The sequence below is a fragment of the Methylophaga muralis genome (genome assembly GCF_001720165.1).
Classification (GTDB): Bacteria; Pseudomonadota; Gammaproteobacteria; order Nitrosococcales; family Methylophagaceae; genus Methylophaga; species Methylophaga muralis.
Window position 1 is genome coordinate 17926 of sequence record NZ_MCRI01000020.1, and the last position, 16480, is coordinate 34405.

General features: G+C 45.8%; 18 protein-coding genes and 1 riboswitch. Of the genes, 16 read left to right on the forward strand and 2 right to left on the reverse strand.

Going from position 1 to position 16480, the window contains the following annotated elements:
- Window positions 1–15 precede the first annotated feature (15 nt).
- Entirely contained in the window at window positions 16–708 is a 693-nt protein-coding gene (mutH, locus tag A9E74_RS09035) for a DNA mismatch repair endonuclease MutH (protein ID WP_069296303.1), read from the reverse strand.
- 48 nt (window positions 709–756) lie between these two features.
- Here mutH and A9E74_RS09040 point away from each other — a divergent pair, with 48 nt between their 5' ends.
- Window positions 757–1680, forward strand: coding sequence for an ABC transporter ATP-binding protein (locus A9E74_RS09040; protein ID WP_069296304.1), 924 nt, complete (start codon window positions 757–759; stop codon window positions 1678–1680).
- Entirely contained in the window at window positions 1677–2456 is a 780-nt protein-coding gene (locus A9E74_RS09045; protein ID WP_069296305.1) for an ABC transporter permease, read from the forward strand. Before A9E74_RS09040 ends, A9E74_RS09045 begins: the two co-directional genes overlap by 4 nt.
- A 12-nt stretch (window positions 2457–2468) precedes the next feature.
- On the opposite strand, the gene dusA is transcribed toward A9E74_RS09045, so the two are convergent.
- Window positions 2469–3452, reverse strand: a complete 984-nt coding sequence (gene dusA, locus A9E74_RS09050; RefSeq protein WP_069296306.1) for a tRNA dihydrouridine(20/20a) synthase DusA — start codon at window positions 3450–3452, stop codon at window positions 2469–2471.
- Window positions 3453–3528: 76 nt separating this feature from the next.
- Here dusA and A9E74_RS09055 point away from each other — a divergent pair, with 76 nt between their 5' ends.
- The 14 genes from A9E74_RS09055 to mgtE all read left to right on the forward strand — a co-directional run bounded on the left by A9E74_RS09055 (window position 3529) and on the right by mgtE (window position 16475).
- Window positions 3529–4227 carry a M48 family metallopeptidase gene (locus tag A9E74_RS09055; RefSeq protein WP_069296307.1) on the forward strand — a complete coding sequence of 233 codons (699 nt, stop codon included), beginning with the start codon at window positions 3529–3531 and terminating at the stop codon, window positions 4225–4227.
- Between the two features lie 52 nt (window positions 4228–4279).
- A riboswitch (S-adenosyl-L-homocysteine riboswitch) is annotated at window positions 4280–4357 on the forward strand.
- A 92-nt stretch (window positions 4358–4449) separates the two neighbouring features.
- The gene (gene metK, locus A9E74_RS09060; protein ID WP_069296308.1) at window positions 4450–5613 is read left to right on the forward strand and encodes a methionine adenosyltransferase; all 1164 of its coding nucleotides are present in this window, start codon (window positions 4450–4452) and stop codon (window positions 5611–5613) included.
- A 15-nt stretch (window positions 5614–5628) separates the two neighbouring features.
- A complete protein-coding gene (gene ahcY / locus A9E74_RS09065) occupies window positions 5629–6939 on the forward strand; it encodes an adenosylhomocysteinase (RefSeq protein ID WP_069296309.1) in 1311 nt (436 codons plus the stop codon).
- Window positions 6940–7002: 63 nt separating this feature from the next.
- Window positions 7003–7854 (forward strand): methylenetetrahydrofolate reductase [NAD(P)H], encoded by an 852-nt coding sequence (metF, locus tag A9E74_RS09070; RefSeq protein WP_069296310.1) that lies wholly within the window; start codon window positions 7003–7005, stop codon window positions 7852–7854.
- A 19-nt stretch (window positions 7855–7873) separates the two neighbouring features.
- Complete coding sequence (locus A9E74_RS09075) at window positions 7874–8566, forward strand: ABC transporter permease (protein ID WP_069296311.1); 693 nt, start codon at window positions 7874–7876, stop codon at window positions 8564–8566.
- A complete protein-coding gene (locus A9E74_RS09080) occupies window positions 8563–9552 on the forward strand; it encodes an ABC transporter ATP-binding protein (protein ID WP_069296312.1) in 990 nt (329 codons plus the stop codon). Before A9E74_RS09075 ends, A9E74_RS09080 begins: the two co-directional genes overlap by 4 nt.
- An 86-nt stretch (window positions 9553–9638) precedes the next feature.
- On the forward strand, window positions 9639–11093 hold the full coding sequence (locus tag A9E74_RS09085) for an RNA polymerase factor sigma-54 (RefSeq protein WP_069296313.1): 1455 nt from the start codon (window positions 9639–9641) through the stop codon (window positions 11091–11093).
- Between the two features lie 35 nt (window positions 11094–11128).
- Window positions 11129–11455 carry a ribosome hibernation-promoting factor, HPF/YfiA family gene (gene hpf / locus A9E74_RS09090; protein WP_069296314.1) on the forward strand — a complete coding sequence of 109 codons (327 nt, stop codon included), beginning with the start codon at window positions 11129–11131 and terminating at the stop codon, window positions 11453–11455.
- A 15-nt stretch (window positions 11456–11470) separates the two neighbouring features.
- Entirely contained in the window at window positions 11471–11932 is a 462-nt protein-coding gene (locus A9E74_RS09095) for a PTS sugar transporter subunit IIA (RefSeq protein WP_069296315.1), read from the forward strand.
- 7 nt (window positions 11933–11939) lie between these two features.
- On the forward strand, window positions 11940–12464 hold the full coding sequence (locus tag A9E74_RS09100; protein ID WP_069296316.1) for an HPr kinase/phosphorylase: 525 nt from the start codon (window positions 11940–11942) through the stop codon (window positions 12462–12464).
- An 89-nt stretch (window positions 12465–12553) separates the two neighbouring features.
- Window positions 12554–12958, forward strand: a complete 405-nt coding sequence (locus A9E74_RS09105; protein ID WP_069296317.1) for a PTS sugar transporter subunit IIA — start codon at window positions 12554–12556, stop codon at window positions 12956–12958.
- Window positions 12955–13227 (forward strand): HPr family phosphocarrier protein, encoded by a 273-nt coding sequence (locus A9E74_RS09110; RefSeq protein WP_069296318.1) that lies wholly within the window; start codon window positions 12955–12957, stop codon window positions 13225–13227. The genes A9E74_RS09105 and A9E74_RS09110 overlap by 4 nt, the downstream gene beginning before the upstream one ends.
- On the forward strand, window positions 13224–15032 hold the full coding sequence (gene ptsP, locus A9E74_RS09115; RefSeq protein WP_245652130.1) for a phosphoenolpyruvate--protein phosphotransferase: 1809 nt from the start codon (window positions 13224–13226) through the stop codon (window positions 15030–15032). Before A9E74_RS09110 ends, ptsP begins: the two co-directional genes overlap by 4 nt.
- Before the next feature lie 84 nt (window positions 15033–15116).
- Window positions 15117–16475, forward strand: a complete 1359-nt coding sequence (gene mgtE, locus A9E74_RS09120) for a magnesium transporter (protein WP_069296319.1) — start codon at window positions 15117–15119, stop codon at window positions 16473–16475.
- Window positions 16476–16480 lie beyond the last annotated feature (5 nt).

Consider the following 16480-nt stretch of genomic DNA (forward strand, 5'->3'; position numbering starts at 1 on the left):
GCCTGTTGCTGAACATTAACAGCAAGCTTTCCCTGACAGAATTTGTTGTGTAAAGCTGGTACGAAGGTAAAAACCGCATGGATGATGCAATTCTACCTCCCCATCATGACCAATTTGACGATTGGTGATGCGGCTATGTGCGGCCTTGGGACGAATTTGCAGATAGCGTCCTAATTTGGCGGTAACCGCGCCTTCTGCAATCATAATTTCCATCAATTCTTCCCAATCCTGCCGCAGAACCGTTTCCTGTTGCTCTGAAGGTTGCCACAATATTGCCTGTCCAACATAGCGCTCCTCAAGTGGAATAGAGTTGTCAGCCTCAATGGGCAACCATAAAACCTTGCTCAGTTTACGACGCAACCAACAGTTCTGCCAATGGGTTTCTGCTGCGCCTCGAGGTGAAACGGTACAAACATAGGTTGATTCTTTAGGCTCGCCTCGACTGTTCAAAGGAATGGTTTTGAGCTCAATCCCTAACGCAATAAAATCTGGTTCAGCCTGATTACCCGCATCGGCACCCAATACGCGTTCTAACAAATTTCCCAGCCAGCCTTTGTGTCGGCGCAAATCTGCAGGAACAGTGAGCTGGCATTGTTGAGCCAATTGTCCTACCGTTTTGCCCGCTATTTGCTGACAACGCAGCATCAACTCAGCTTCAGAGGCCGGTGGCGAAACAGGGTTTAAGTTGGGGTAAATATCATCAGACATGGGTGGCATGATAATCTAGTACGTTTAAATCTGCTTGAGGCGGTATCGGTGAAAGCGCTGACCATCGAACATCTGAATAAAACCTATCGTAATGGTTTTGAAGCACTGAAAGATATTAATCTGACAGTTGAAGAAGGCGACTTCTTTGCTTTGTTAGGGCCAAACGGTGCAGGTAAATCGACGACCATCAGCATATTGACCTCGCTGGTGACAAAATCCAGCGGCTCGGTGAAAATCTTCGATGCCGATCTGGATAGCCAAACCGAACTGGCAAAAAGTTATATCGGTCTGGTGCCGCAGGAATTCAATTTTAATGGCTTTGAACAGGTCAAACACATTCTGGTCACGCAAGCCGGATATTATGGCGTTCCGGCCAAACAGGCCGAACCTCGCGCCGATGCATTGTTGAAACAACTCGGCTTGTGGGAGAAACGTCATACCGCATCTCGCTCATTGTCGGGCGGTATGAAACGACGACTGATGATTGCCCGAGCGCTGGTGCACAATCCGCGACTGCTAATTTTAGATGAACCTACCGCTGGCGTTGATATCGAGTTACGCCGTTCTATGTGGGTGTTTTTACGCGAAATCAATCAAAGCGGCACCACCATTATTCTGACGACACATTATCTAGAAGAAGCAGAAAACCTGTGTCGCAATATCGCCATCATCGACAAAGGTCGAATTGTGGAAAATACCGATATGAAATCGTTATTAAACCGTCTGGATAAAGAAACATTTGTGTTGGATTTACTGGAGCCATTGAACGATAGTAGCCTGTTAAACGGGATTGCCTTTCATCAGGTTGATGCCCATACCATCGAAGTCGAGTTGCAGCGCCAGGAAGGTTTGAATGACTTGTTCAGTGAGTTAACTAAACGCGGCATCAAAGTGGGTAGTATGAAAAACAAGGTGAATCGTCTGGAAGAATTATTCTTAACACTGGTTGAACGTCCGGAGACAGTTGAATGAATCATCGTCGCCAACTACGTTGGATAGCCTTTTCAACGATTGTTACGCGGGAGGTCCGTCGTTTCCTGAGAATCTGGGCGCAAACCCTATTACCGCCAGCTATCACTATGACGCTCTATTTCATTATTTTCGGCAATCTGATTGGCAGCCGTATTGGTGAGATGGACGGCTTTAGTTATATGGAATATATCGCGCCCGGCATCATTATGATGGCGATTATTAATAACGCCTACTCCAACGTTGCCTCGTCATTTTTCAGTGCCAAGTTTCAAAATCATATTGAAGAATTGATGGTCTCTCCGGTGCCCAACTATATTATTCTCGCCGGTTATGTCGTTGGTGGTGTCGCCCGTGGCTTATGTGTGGGTTTGATTGTGACACTGGTATCGTTGATTTTTACCAAAATCTCAATTCAACATATTGGCATCACCATCAGCATGGTAATCCTCAGTGCCATCATGTTTGCGCTTGGTGGCTTTATTAATGCGCTGTATGCCCGCAGCTTTGATGAAATTTCGATTATCCCGACCTTTGTGCTGACGCCGCTTACTTATCTGGGTGGGGTGTTTTATTCGATCTCGCTGTTGCCGGAATTCTGGCAAAACGTTTCGTTATTGAATCCGGTTTTATATATGGTCAACGCGTTTCGTTATGGCTTGTTAGGTGTGTCGGATATTCCGGTGGCTGCTGCCTTTGCCATCATTCTGCTGTTTATCACCGCTCTGACCGCCTATGCGTTGTATCTGCTACATAAAGGTACTGGCTTGAGGAATTGATTTTTATTAAATTTAGCCAATTAATTTGAGCGCATCACGAACGACTTCAATCCCAACTCCAGGCAAATGGGCATTTTCACTTAAGTGCCGCCGCCAGCGACGAGCACCGGGCAAGCCCTGAAACAAGCCCAGCATATGCCGTGTAATGGATTTCAAGGGTCTGCCCTCTTTCATTCGCATCTCGATATACGGCAACATTAATTCCACTATTTCGTGCTGGCTCGGTATCACACGATCATCATTAAAAATTCGTTTGTCCGCTTCTGCCAGAATGTAAGGCTGATGATAAAGTGCTCGCCCCATCATCACGCCATCGACCTGTTGTAGATGTTTTTCGGCTTCATCCAGCGTATGAATGCCGCCATTAATATCCAGATGCAAATCTGGAAATTCCCTTCTAATCTGATATACCTTTTCATATTCAAGTGGCGGGATATCACGGTTTTCCTTTGGACTTAACCCTTTTAACCAGGCTTTGCGGGCGTGCAGAATCACTGCATCAACCTCGGCCTTATAAACAGCATCGACAAATTCTCTTAGAAATTCATAGTTATCATGTTCATCAATACCTAAACGGGTTTTCACCGTAATTGGGATATCAACGGCCTGTTTCATCGCTGTGACGCATTCTGCAACCAGCCGGGGCTCGGCCATCAGACAAGCTCCAAAGCGGCCATTTTGAACACGATCACTGGGGCAACCGACATTCAGGTTAATTTCCTGATAACCAGCCTCGGCGCCTAATTTGGCACATTTTGCTAATTCTGCCGGATCACTGCCACCCAACTGTAATGCCATCGGATATTCGATTACATCATGTGCCAGAAAACGTTGATGATCGCCATGCAACAATGCGCCTGTGGTGATCATTTCGGTATACAACAAGGTATGTTTGGAAATAAGTCGGCATAAATAACGGAAATCCCGATCGGTCCAATCCAGCATGGGCGCCAGAGATAGGCGATGGGCGAATTTAATATTTGTGGTCAAAGTCATAATAAAGCCTGTTTAATCCGACATTTTCGCAAATCAGTCGCTAAAATGCCCAGCTAATACGTTTTTAAGTCCTTCAATGAGCATTATTCACATCAACGATATTGCGCTGCAGGTTGTTCGCAGTGCGCGCAGAAAGTCGATTGCCATCAAAATCCAAGATGGTAAGGTCAGTTTGCATTTGCCTAAATTGATGCCGTTGTGGCTGGCAAAACAATTTGTGATGCGCAAACAGCAATGGATCGCTGACAAATTACTGCACTATCAAAAACGGCCGCCTGAGCGGCAATTTGTGCAAGGTGAATTGCAGCCGTTTATGGGCGAATATTATCCTTTAGATATTGTTTGCGAGACTAACCGCCAGCGAACTCATATCAAACTCGAACAAAAAAAATTGATCATGCTGGCGCCGATGAATGTGAGTTCACTGCAAGTGCGTCAGACATTGACCCGATGGTATAAACGCCAGGCTGAATCGCTTTTAATCGCCCGGGTAAAACTGCTGGCCGAACAAACCGGTTTATCGCCCAAACAGGTTAAAATCAAAAGTTATAAAGCTCGTTGGGGCAGTTGTAATCTCCGTGGCGAAATTCAACTGAATTGGCAGTTAGTTCAGGCCACTCAAGCGATTAATGATTACGTGATCATTCATGAATTATGTCATCTGCAGCAACATAATCATTCAAAAGCGTTTTGGGATTTGGTTGAACGATTTGACCCGAATTACCGCGAGCATCGAAGTTGGCTGAAAAATCATGGCCATCAACTAGTTATTTAATGTGACGGACTTAACTTGGTAATTTTTCAATTATCAATTACCATATGCCACATTGAATGAGGAACGCTGCGACAGAGAATGCTCTGCTAGGCTTATTCAATTTCACATTTCCAAACGGCGTTCATTATTAACAGGTCACTGGTAGTAATGGGCGTTTCATCCGAACTTTTCCCATAGCAAAACTATCATTACCTTATTTGAATTTTAATGAGGAAGTTGTCTATGAGTAATGCTTATCTTTTTACCTCTGAATCCGTTTCAGAAGGTCATCCAGATAAAGTAGCAGACCAAATTTCCGACGCTGTGTTAGATGCCATTCTGACCAAAGATCCCCACGCCCGTGTTGCCTGCGAAACCCTTATAAAAACGGGGGTTGCCATTGTCGCCGGTGAAATTTCAACTAATGCCTGGGTCGATTTGGAAGATATTGTTCGTAAAACTATCACGGATATTGGTTATAACAGCTCTGAAGTCGGTTTTGATGGACAAACCTGTGGCGTGATGTCGGTTATCGGTAAGCAATCCAGCGATATTGCCATGGGTGTGGATCGTGAAACTGAAGAAGATCAGGGAGCTGGTGATCAGGGCCTGATGTTTGGTTATGCCAGTAATGAAACCGAAGTGTTGATGCCAGCACCAATAACCTACGCTCACCGCTTGGTGAAACGTCAGGCAGAAGTGCGTAAAAGTGGTGAGTTGCCTTGGTTACGTCCAGATGCTAAAAGTCAGGTGACTTTCATCTATGAAAATGGCGTACCCGTTGGTGTTGATGCCGTAGTGTTATCCACTCAGCATAACCCTGAAATCAGCCAGGCCGATCTCAAAGAAGCGGTAATGGAGCTGATTATCAAACAGACACTTCCAGCCGAATGGCTCACTAAAAATACCCGTTACCATATCAATCCAACCGGACAATTTATTATTGGCGGACCAGTGGGTGATTGTGGTCTGACCGGCCGTAAAATTATCGTTGATACATACGGTGGTATGGCCCGTCATGGTGGCGGGGCATTCTCCGGTAAAGATCCATCGAAAGTGGATCGCAGTGCGGCTTATGCGGGCCGTTATGTAGCAAAAAACATCGTTGCTGCCGGGCTTGCTGACCGTTGTGAAATCCAGGTTTCTTACGCCATTGGTGTTGCTGAGCCCACCTCAATCAGTGTCGATACATTTGGCACCGGCAAAATTGCTGAAGATAAACTTGTCGCATTAGTTCGCGAGCATTTTGATCTTCGCCCGATTGGTCTTATCAAAATGTTGGATTTAGTCCGTCCTATTTATCAGCAAACTGCCGCATATGGCCATTTTGGACGTGAAGAAGCTGACTTCAGCTGGGAACGAACCGATCTTGCTCCCGTCTTACGTGAAGCAGCAAAAATCAACTAATTACAGGAATTTATCATGCAATCAGCAGTAGAAAATCTAAAACCAGATTACAAAGTTGCCGACATCAGTCTGGCGAAATGGGGTCATCAGGAAATTAAAATCGCCGAAAGTGAAATGCCTGGGTTGATGGCGTTACGCGAAGAATATGCTGGTCAATATCCGCTGAAAGGTGCGCGTATCGCTGGTTGTCTGCATATGACCATTCAAACAGCCGTGTTGATCGAAACATTGGTTGAACTGGGTGCAGAAGTGCGCTGGTCTTCATGCAATATCTTTTCAACTCAGGATCACGCCGCTGCGGCGATTGCCGATCAAGGTATTCCGGTATTTGCCTGGAAAGGTGAAACCGAAGAAGAAGCCATCTGGTGTATTCGTCAGACTATTATGGGCACTGACGGCTGGCGCCCGAATATGATTTTGGATGATGGTGGTGATTTAACCACGATGATGCATCAGGATTACCCTGAATTGCTGGCTGATGTTAAAGGTCTGTCTGAAGAAACTACTACTGGTGTGCATCGTTTATACGAAATGATGAAAGCAGGTGCCTTGAAAGTACCGGCTATTAACGTTAACGATTCAGTTACTAAATCTAAATTCGATAACCTGTACGGCTGCCGTGAATCGTTGCTTGACGGAATCAAACGTGCAACCGATGTTATGGTTGCCGGCAAAATCTGTGTTGTTTTAGGTTACGGCGATGTCGGCAAAGGCTGTGCTCAAGCCTTCCGCGGTATGGGGGCCACCGTTATGGTCACCGAAATTGATCCGATTTGTGCATTACAAGCAGCAATGGAAGGTTACCGGATTGTCACCATGGATGAAGTGGCTGATAAAGCCGATATCTTTGTCACGGCAACCGGTAATATCAATGTCATCAATCACGACCATATGGCCGCGATGAGAAATGAAGCTATCGTTTGTAACATCGGTCACTTTGATAACGAAATTGATGTTGCTTCAATTCGTAAATATCAGTGGGAAAATATCAAGCCTCAGGTGGATCATGTAATTTTCCCTGACGGCAAACGCATTATTCTGCTGGCGGAAGGTCGTCTGGTAAATCTGGGTTGTGCAACTGGTCATCCGAGTTTTGTGATGTCAGCCTCATTCACCAATCAGGTAATGGCGCAAATCGAGTTATGGCATAACAGTGCCAACTACGAAAACAAGGTTTATGTGTTGCCGAAACGTCTGGATGAAAAAGTGGCTAGATTGCATTTAGGTCGTATCGGTGCGAATCTGACCGAATTAAACGCAGAACAAGCCAAATATCTGGGTCTTGAACAGAATGGTCCATACAAACCGGAACATTACCGTTACTAAGTTTAAATGGGGGCTAACTTTTCAAGTTAGCCCTTTTTCCTTTTTCTGTTGAAGTCAAGCATCATGTCCAAACAACCTGTTATCAGCTGCGAATTTTTCCCGCCTAAGACGGAAAAAGGCGCCCAGAACCTTTTATTGGTACAAGAGCAATTGTCCGTATTAAAGCCTGAATTTTATTCTGTGACGTTTGGTGCAGGAGGCTCAACCCAAGACAATACTCTGGAGGCAGTAGTCGCCATACAGCAACGTGCTGCTGAAACCGGAATTGGCGCAGCACCACATCTCTCGTGTGTGGGTTCTTCAAAAGAACGCATTCGCACTATTTTACAAACCTATATTGATAACGATATTTCCCGTGTGGTGGCATTAAGAGGAGATTTACCTTCAGGAATGCGCGATCCAGGTGACTTTCGTTATGCCAATGAACTGGTGGAATTTATCCGTAAGGAAACTGGCGATCATTTCACCATTGAAGTTGCCGCTTACCCGGAAGTGCATCCGCAGGCACAGGACGCCAACAGCGATTTTGACAACTTCAAACGCAAAGTTGATGCCGGTGCTGACAGTGCGATCACACAGTATTTTTATAATATTGATGCCTACCTGTATTTTGCAGATCGCTGTATGCAGGCCGGTATTGAAATTCCGATTATTCCCGGCATTATGCCGATCAATAATTATTCACAACTGGCCCGTTTTTCTTCCGGCTGTGGGGCAGAAATTCCACGCTGGCTGCGTAAAAAGCTGGAAGCCTATTACGACGACATTCCGTCCATGCAGGCGTTTACCACTGATTTTCTGACTGATTTCACCGAACAGTTAATAGAAATCGAGGTACCCGGTCTGCATTTTTACAGCATGAATAAATCCGAGCCGGTATTAACCGTTTGCGAGCGGCTGGGATTAGTTCGCTGACACTTGGTCTAAATTAGTCGTGGATTTTTTCGGTGCATCTTTCGTCGCAGCAATCAAACTGTTGATGGCATTTGATGCCACTGTCTGGGAGATCATTCAGACTTCCGTCAGTATTTCGGTTGCAGCCGCATTCATCGCCGCATTACTGGCGATCCCTGCAGGAGTGTTTACTGCATTAACCGAATTTTCAGGCAAAGCGGCTCTACAACATATCCTCAATACCTTGATGGCCATGCCCACCGTGGTTATTGGATTGTTACTCTATGGGCTGTTCAGCCGAATGGGGCCATTGGGTGAATTAGGGTTGCTTTACACCCAATCTGCCATGATCATTGCCCAAAGTATTTTGATCTTTCCGATCATGATGAATCTGACCTTAGTCACTGTTAATGCGGCTGATCCCCGATTGATTCTGACCTTAAAAAGCCTGGGCGCCAATAAATGGCAACAATGCTTTCAAGTATTAAAAGCCGTGAGATTAGCTGTATTAGTCGCTATTTTGACTGGATTTGGTCGGGCAATAGGTGAAGTTGGTGCCGCAATGATGTTGGGCGGCAATATTGAAGGCTACACCCGTACCATGACCACCGCCATTGCCTTGGAAACCAGTAAGGGCGAGTTCGAATTGGCGTTGGCACTGGGTATTGTGTTGTTGCTAATCGCCTTTATATTGAATTTTGCGTTGTCCTGGCTCAATCGGCGATTAACATGAGCTACGCTTATCAACTCAACAACGTCAAAGTGCATTACGGTAATCAGCTAGCCTTGGATATTGAACAACTCAATATCCCATTAAATGAATGTCTGGCCGTATTAGGCGAGAACGGCGCTGGCAAGTCCACTTTGTTTCATCTACTGGCATTATTACAACGACCGGATGCAGGGGATATGCTGGTCTTTGGTGATAATATCGCGACGTCAAAGACGCAGCATCGTCAGCGAATCGGTCTGGTAGATCAACATCCGTATATGCTTCCTGGCACAGTAACAGACAATATTCAATTGGCGCTGAAACTGCAGAAAGTCGATAAGTCATTGCATGCATCTCGACTGCAACAGGTTTTGGAAACCGTCAATTTGACCCGGCTGGCCGATCAATCCGCCAGCACGTTGTCAGGTGGTGAACAACGCCGTGTAGCCATCGCCAGGGTTTTGGCCTTTGAACCAGATATTCTGTTACTTGATGAACCGTTTGCTAACCTCGATAGCTTTCATCAACGGCAGCTTGAAGATGTAATTAATTGCTTAAACTCAGGTGGAAATCGTACGGTATTGTTTTCAACACATGATCGATTGCAGGCTTTGGCTATAACACCAAATGCCTTGCAGCTGGTAAGAGGAAAGCTGGTTTCCGCCCCACTACTGAATTTATTTCATGGTCATTATGATGGTGAAATATTTCACACCAACTCGCTTAAGATCTTCGCAGCAGAAGGCTCTTCGTCCGCCAGACATATTGCCATTGATCCTCTGGCGATCACGGTTAGTACTCATGCCCACTCAGATAGCAGTGCTCGCAATCAACTACCCGGCAGGCTTATCAGCATCAGCGAAGCCGACAAAGCCATCCGCTTGACCATTGATTGTGGTGATAAATTTGAAGTCATCATCAGCCGCCAGGCACTGTCCGCTTTAGAACTGTCAATCGGTCATTCTGTCTGGATAAGTTTTAAATCCACCGCTGTAACCTTAGTGTGATTTTTATTTTAGAAACACGTATAGGCAACGGCGCGACGATTGCGGTAACATAAACTCATGGTCACAACATTAAAACAAAAAATTAAGTGAAGCCCTCATTACAGCTACGCATTGGTCAGAGCCTGTCGATGACACCTCAGTTGCAACAAGCGATCCGTTTGTTGCAATTATCTTCGTTAGAGCTGCAGACTGAAATTCAGGAAGCGCTGGAAACCAACCCCCTGCTCGAAGTTGAGGAAGAATACGATTACGGTGAACCAGGCGTTGCTCGTCGCGATGAAGATAATGGTAGCCGCGAAATAAGTGAGCTGGAAAATACCGATATCCCTGAAGATCTGCCCGTAGATAGCAAATGGGAAGATACCTACGATAACACTCAAAGCATGAGCAGTTCCGGTCCATCCGGCGATAGTGATTATGAGCGTGATAATCAAGATGAGAGCAGCGATAGCCTGCAACAACATTTGCTCTGGCAAATGCGTCTCACCCCATTTACTGAAACTGAACAAGCTATTGCCACCACCATCATTGATTCAATTGAAGATGATGGCTATTTAAAAACCACTCTGGAAGAAATTCAGCAAAGTCTTGGTGAAGAATTTGCTGAGGTAGAATTGGATGAAATTGAAACTGTATTACATCGGATTCATCACTTTGATCCGGTTGGCGTCGGCGCCCGTGACCTACGCGAATGTCTGTTAATTCAACTGCGACTATATGAATCCTCTGTCGCTCTGAAACATATTGAATTACTGACCGAGCTTATCGACAAACACCTGGATACACTCGCCAAACGTGATTACGCTCAGATAAAACGCATGCTGAAAGTCAGTGATGATGAGTTAACCGATCTGGTCCGTTCAATTCAATTGCTCAATCCGCGTCCTGGCAGTAGTATTCAAACTGAAAAAACCGAATATATCGTGCCGGATGTTTATGCGATAAAAGTGAATGGAAAATGGCAGTTATCACTTAACCCGGACAATGCACCAAAACTGCAAATTGCCGAGCATTACGCCTCACTAATTAACCGGGCAGATAGCAGTGAAGAAAATACCTATCTGAAAAACAACCTGCAGGAAGCACGCTGGTTTCTGAAAAGCTTACAAAGTCGTAATGAGACCCTATTGAAGGTCACCCAAGCCATTGTTGAACGGCAAAGAGACTTTCTTGACCATGGCGAAGAAGCGATGAAACCGTTGGTGTTAGCCGATATCGCTGAGACAGTGGAAATGCATGAATCCACTATTTCCCGTGTCACCACACGTAAATATCTGCATACTCCGCGCGGCATTTTTGAATTGAAATTCTTTTTCTCCAGCCATGTCGGCACTGAAAGCGGCGGGGAATGTTCAGCTACAGCCATTCGCGCGATCATAAAAAAACTGGTCGCGGCAGAAAACCCAAGAAAACCCCTGAGTGACAGCAAAATTGCTGATATTCTCGGAGAACAGGGCATTAATGTCGCTCGCCGTACCATTGCAAAGTACCGCGAAACGTTAGCGATAGCGCCCTCAAATGAGCGTAAGCGACTGGTGTAACGCCAGTTTTAGTCCACCAACAGGAGCAATGCATTATGCAATTAAATCTAAGCGGACAACATATCGATATCACTGACAGCCTTCGGGATCATGTCAATAAAAAATTCGAGAAACTTACTCGTCATTTTGATCATATGACTAACGTGCATGTGGTGCTATCTGTTGAAAAACTACGGCAGAAAGCTGAAGCAACCGTGCATGCCAGTGGAGCAGACTTATTTGCTTCTGATGAGCAGGAAAATATGTATACCGCTATTGAAAATCTGGTTGCCAAACTGGATCGACAAATCATTAAACACAAAGATAAAATCACCAACCACCATCAAGCCGATGGTGCTATTCAAAAACATAACGCTAGTTAAGGGGCGGGATTTTTCATGCTTATCGCTGCACTGCTCGTAAATGCCGACAACATCAGTTTTCACGATGAAGCCACCAGTAAAAAACGGGTGATCGAAAATCTCAGTCGTATGCTGGCAGCCAATACCAGTGCAGCGACAGCTGAAAAAATCTTTCAAGTACTGCTCGAACGCGAGCGTTTGGGCAGTACCGGTTTAGGCAAGGGCGTGGCAATTCCCCACGCCCGAGTCCCGGACCTCACTCATACCGTCGCCGCCATGTTAACTCTGGAAACCCCCATCGATTTTGAGTCGGCTGATAGCAAACCAATTGATATCGCATTTGGTTTATTAGTGCCCGAAGATGATACCGAACATCATCTGCAACACCTCTCTCGGCTGGTGACGTTGTTTCGTGATGAAGATATCTGCAGCCGTATTCGTCAGGCTTCAAGCGCCGACGCCATTTTTGAATTATTGCTCTCGATCGACGAAGAATAATCTATCCATGTCTTTGCCAACAGCCATTGAGCGTCATCATGGCGTTATGCTCAATTATCGAGGTAAAGGCTTACTCATCTGTGGTGAAGCGGGAATTGGTAAAAGCAGTCTCGCACTTGAATTAATTCATCACGGGGCAATACTGATTGCTGATGATGTGGTGGATTTTTCCATTGAAACTGACCAACTTGTCGCACATTGCCCTGAAAGTCTTACAGGCTTGTTGCACACCCGAGAGTTGGGTCTGCTGGATATCCGCAGGATCTGTGAACAAAATAGTTGGCAAGCCAGTTCATCCGTTGATTTATGTATAGAACTCACACAACAAAATCAATTACCAGCTAGCCTTAGCACCCCATATTTATCTAAAGAAATTCTAGGTAAACCCTTGGTTATGCTGTCCTTAGTCGTGAATAACCCTGCTTCATTAAAAAACCGCATTGATAGTTGGTTAACTATGTATGAAAGCCAGGCAAACAGTATTGAAAACCTGCAACTTTGGCAGTTAGGGAAATTGCGTTTTTCAGCATAGAATTTGCCTATAACGCTGATATCCATTACATTCATTGGCGGTAAACTGCCCTTCCAGTCCGACTTTTACTGGTGACCAAGAGAAGCATAATGACAGTAGGTATTTTAATCGTTTCGCATAACCATATCGGCACCGAGCTGATTAACACGGCAAGACAAATGTTGTCTTGCTGTCCATTGCCTACCAAAGTTATCTCTATCGAGGTAAAAGATAATCCTGATGCGATTCGCAAGCAGCTTGATGGTGAATTAATTGGACTGGATCAAGGCAATGGCATTTTAATTTTGACCGATATGTTTGGCTCAACCCCGAGTAATATCGCCTGTGCGGTCTCAGATCGCGAAGACATAAGAATAGTTTCAGGGCTCAATCTTCCCATGTTAATCCGTGTTTTAAACTATCCAACTTTAACTCTTGATGAGCTTGAAAACAAAGCGGTAAGCGGTGGTCAAGAAGGCATTGTGCGTTGTCACCACTCAGGATACCGTCCATGAAACACGAACAGACATTTACCATCATTAACCGCTTGGGTTTGCATGCCCGTGCCGCAGCTAAATTTGTTACCACGGCCTCTCAGTTCAATGCAGATATTCACGTCTCGCGAGATAGTCGTCAGGTAAACGGCAAAAGCATTATGGGTGTGATGATGCTAGCAGCCGCTAAAGGAACAGAGATAGAGGTCACTGCGGAAGGCGATGATGCAGAATCAGCCTTACAAGCAATCGGCGAATTGATTGCTAATTTCTTTGGGGAAGGTCAATGACGCTCGAGCTCCAGGGAATTGGTGTTTCTCGAGGCATTGCTATCGGACGTGCCCATATACTGTTTCACAATCAGCCAGATGTTCGCGAATATCTGATTCCAGCATTTTCAATTGAGCAGGAAGTTGAACGCCTGCTGGATGCGATTGAACAGGCCAAGCAACAACTTAAATCCATCCGCAATCATATCCCGGCAAATGCACCGGCGGATGTGACATCCTTTATTGATACACATATTCTGATGCTCAATGACTCATCATTGACCAAAGTACCGGTCGATATGATCCGCCAGCGTCGTTGTAATGCTGAGTGGGCATTACAATTGCAACGTGATGCACTGATCAACGTTTTCAATGAAATGGACGATCCTTATCTGCGGACCCGTCGTGATGACGTCGATCATGTGGTCAATCGTATCCATCGAATTCTGGCCGATCAGGAAGTGGCTGATCATGAAATTGCTGATGGACGGCTAAAAGGCCACATCATCATAGCTGAGGATCTGACCCCAGCCGATACTGTGTTGATGCAGCATCAAGGAATTGCTGCCTTTGTCACCGAACATGGTGGTGCTACATCACATACGACCATTTTGGCGAGAAGCCTGGGCATTCCAGCGATAGTCGGTGTGGAATCGGTCCGTCGTTATGTACAGGATAACGAGCCTCTAATCATCGATGGTGAAGCCGGCATTATGATTGCCGGCGCTGACGAAAGTACCCTCAAAGAATATCAACAGCGGCGTATTGCCTTCGATGAACACATTTCATCATTAAGCCGCTATAAATCCCAACCTACCCGTACCCGTGATGGCAAAACCATCACCTTGTTGGCAAACGCCGAATTACCTGAAGACATTACCACCATCAGTAATGCCGGCGCGCAAGGTATTGGATTGTATCGAACTGAATTTCTCTACATGAACCGGCTGGCTCCACCAGAAGAGGAAGAGCAGCTCGCGGCTTATCGCGATGTTGTTGAGGGCATGAATAACCAACCGGTGACCATTCGCACCTTTGACTTAGGTGCAGACAAAACCGTTGATGGCGGCCGCCACCTCACCCAAACAGTAGTTACCAATCCGGCTTTGGGCTTGAGGGCTATTCGATTATGCCTGACACAACCCGCTATGTTCCGTACACAGTTAAGGGCGATTTTACGTGCATCGGCCTACGGCAAAATTAAAATCATGTTCCCAATGATCTCCACCATGCATGAATTATTGCAGGCGCGAAATTTACTGGAGCAATGTAAACTCGAACTGGACAAAGAAGGCATGGAATATGATCGGCAGGTAGAAATCGGCGCGATGATTGAAATCCCTGCCAGCGCCGTTTGTGCTGAGATGTTCGCTCGTCACGTTGATTTTCTGTCTATCGGTACCAACGATTTGATTCAATACACTCTGGCAATTGACCGTATTGATGACACGGTCAACTACCTTTATGACCCGTTGCATCCAGCCGTTTTACGCTTAATTCATATGACGCTTGAAGCGGGCAGAAAATTTAATGTGCCGGTATCCATGTGCGGTGAAATGGCGGGTGATCCTCGCTATACGCGTTTATTGCTGGCGATGGGACTGGAACATTTCAGTATGCATCCAAATGCCTTGCTGGAAATCAAACAGATCATCAACGAAACCGATCTAAGTTTACTACCGGCAAATACACTCAGCATCATGGAAGTTTCTGATGCGTTGGAAGCCGATATGTTGCTTGAGCAGATCAACGCACCAATCATCATTAAGATTTGTTTATCTTTCGGGTTTTTAATCCGGACAGATAAACGGATCCTAATAATTTAAAGCTATCCACTACCAGACAAGCAGGCTAAAATACAGCCTGAAAATCACCCCCCCTTCAAGTACCGACGCCCTCTGGAGCCGGATATGTCTGAGCTGGACCGACATCGCAGTCTCAATCACTCGCTGAATGCGTTTTCCGAAGCGCTTAAAAGTGGACGCTTCGTCAGAATGCGCCGCTTATTAGCCAGCTTACATCCCGCTGAAACAGCTCATTTACTGGAATCTTTGCCACCAGCAGAGCGTCAGGTTTGCTGGCCAATCATCAATCCCGAGTTACGCGGTGAAGTGCTTTCCTATATTCGTGAAGATGTTCGTACCGGTCTGATGACCGGCATGGATACCGCTGACTTATTAAGCGCGACAGAAGATCTCGATACCGATGACGTCGCTGACATTCTGCAGGATCTACCCGGTCACGTGATGCAGGAAGTGTTGCGAGCCATGGACTCGCAGCGTCGTCGTCGTGTAGAAGCTATTCTGGCCTTTGAGGAAGATACTGCCGGTGGTTTGATGAACACCGATGTGGTCACGGTGCGTTCGGACATAACCCTTGAAGTGGTTTTACGTTATCTGCGAATGTACGGTGAATTACCGGAAAATACTGACAGCTTGTACGTTGTTGATCATCAGGATAAATATCTCGGCACGTTGCGATTGTCCCAAGTTGTTAGCCGCAGTCGATCTCTTACCGTTCGTGAAGCGATGTCGCATCAGGTCGAAGCTATTCCGGCGAATATGTCGGATCACGATGTTGCGCATCGATTTGAAAAACACGATCTGCTTTCCGCCCCAGTCGTCGATAAAGATAATCACCTGCTAGGTCGGATTACTATCGATGACGTGGTAGACGTTATCCGTGATGAAGCCGAGCACTCTTTTTTGAGCATGGCCGGTTTAAGTGAAGATGAAGATACCTTTGCTCCTGTCAAAAAAAGTATCCATCGCCGCTCGGTTTGGCTAGGAATTAATCTGATCACCGCTTTTTTAGCGGCAGGAGTTATTGGGCTGTTTGATACCACGATCGAAAAACTGGTGGCATTAGCTGTATTGATGCCAATAGTTGCCAGTATGGGCGGTATTGCTGGCAGTCAGACTTTGACACTGGTCATTCGCTCAATGGCTTTGGGTCAACTGAATGATAAAAACCAACGCTGGTTATTACGTAAAGAATTTCTGGTGGGGATGGCTAATGGTGTCATTTGGGCTTTTGTTATCGCCTTTATGACCTACCTTTGGTTTGGTAATTTTTTACTGGGCGTTATGATCGGTGCGGCCATTATTGTTAATATGACAGCTGCAGCCATCGCAGGCGTCACGATCCCTTTGGGATTAAAACGTATCGGTATTGATCCGGCTTTATCCGGCAGCGTGTTATTAACCACTGTCACCGATGTGGTTGGATTTATGGCTTTCCTTGGATTTGCTACTCTGTTTATCGTTTAACTCGG

What these genes read in the sequence shown, in the direction of transcription:
- ahcY (WP_069296309.1), top strand. Translation starts at nt 5,629, where the DNA reads ATGCAATCAGCAGTAGAAAATCTAAAACCAGATTACAAAGTTGCCGAC.
- ptsP (WP_245652130.1), top strand. Translation starts at nt 13,224, where the DNA reads ATGACGCTCGAGCTCCAGGGAATTGGTGTTTCTCGAGGCATTGCTATC.
- A9E74_RS09110 (WP_069296318.1), top strand. Translation starts at nt 12,955, where the DNA reads ATGAAACACGAACAGACATTTACCATCATTAACCGCTTGGGTTTGCAT.
- A9E74_RS09100 (WP_069296316.1), top strand. Translation starts at nt 11,940, where the DNA reads ATGTCTTTGCCAACAGCCATTGAGCGTCATCATGGCGTTATGCTCAAT.
- A9E74_RS09095 (WP_069296315.1), top strand. Translation starts at nt 11,471, where the DNA reads ATGCTTATCGCTGCACTGCTCGTAAATGCCGACAACATCAGTTTTCAC.
- mgtE (WP_069296319.1), top strand. Translation starts at nt 15,117, where the DNA reads ATGTCTGAGCTGGACCGACATCGCAGTCTCAATCACTCGCTGAATGCG.
- hpf (WP_069296314.1), top strand. Translation starts at nt 11,129, where the DNA reads ATGCAATTAAATCTAAGCGGACAACATATCGATATCACTGACAGCCTT.
- dusA (WP_069296306.1), bottom strand. Translation starts at nt 3,452, where the DNA reads ATGACTTTGACCACAAATATTAAATTCGCCCATCGCCTATCTCTGGCG.
- metK (WP_069296308.1), top strand. Translation starts at nt 4,450, where the DNA reads ATGAGTAATGCTTATCTTTTTACCTCTGAATCCGTTTCAGAAGGTCAT.
- A9E74_RS09055 (WP_069296307.1), top strand. Translation starts at nt 3,529, where the DNA reads ATGAGCATTATTCACATCAACGATATTGCGCTGCAGGTTGTTCGCAGT.
- metF (WP_069296310.1), top strand. Translation starts at nt 7,003, where the DNA reads ATGTCCAAACAACCTGTTATCAGCTGCGAATTTTTCCCGCCTAAGACG.
- mutH (WP_069296303.1), bottom strand. Translation starts at nt 708, where the DNA reads ATGTCTGATGATATTTACCCCAACTTAAACCCTGTTTCGCCACCGGCC.
- A9E74_RS09045 (WP_069296305.1), top strand. Translation starts at nt 1,677, where the DNA reads ATGAATCATCGTCGCCAACTACGTTGGATAGCCTTTTCAACGATTGTT.
- A9E74_RS09080 (WP_069296312.1), top strand. Translation starts at nt 8,563, where the DNA reads ATGAGCTACGCTTATCAACTCAACAACGTCAAAGTGCATTACGGTAAT.
- A9E74_RS09105 (WP_069296317.1), top strand. Translation starts at nt 12,554, where the DNA reads ATGACAGTAGGTATTTTAATCGTTTCGCATAACCATATCGGCACCGAG.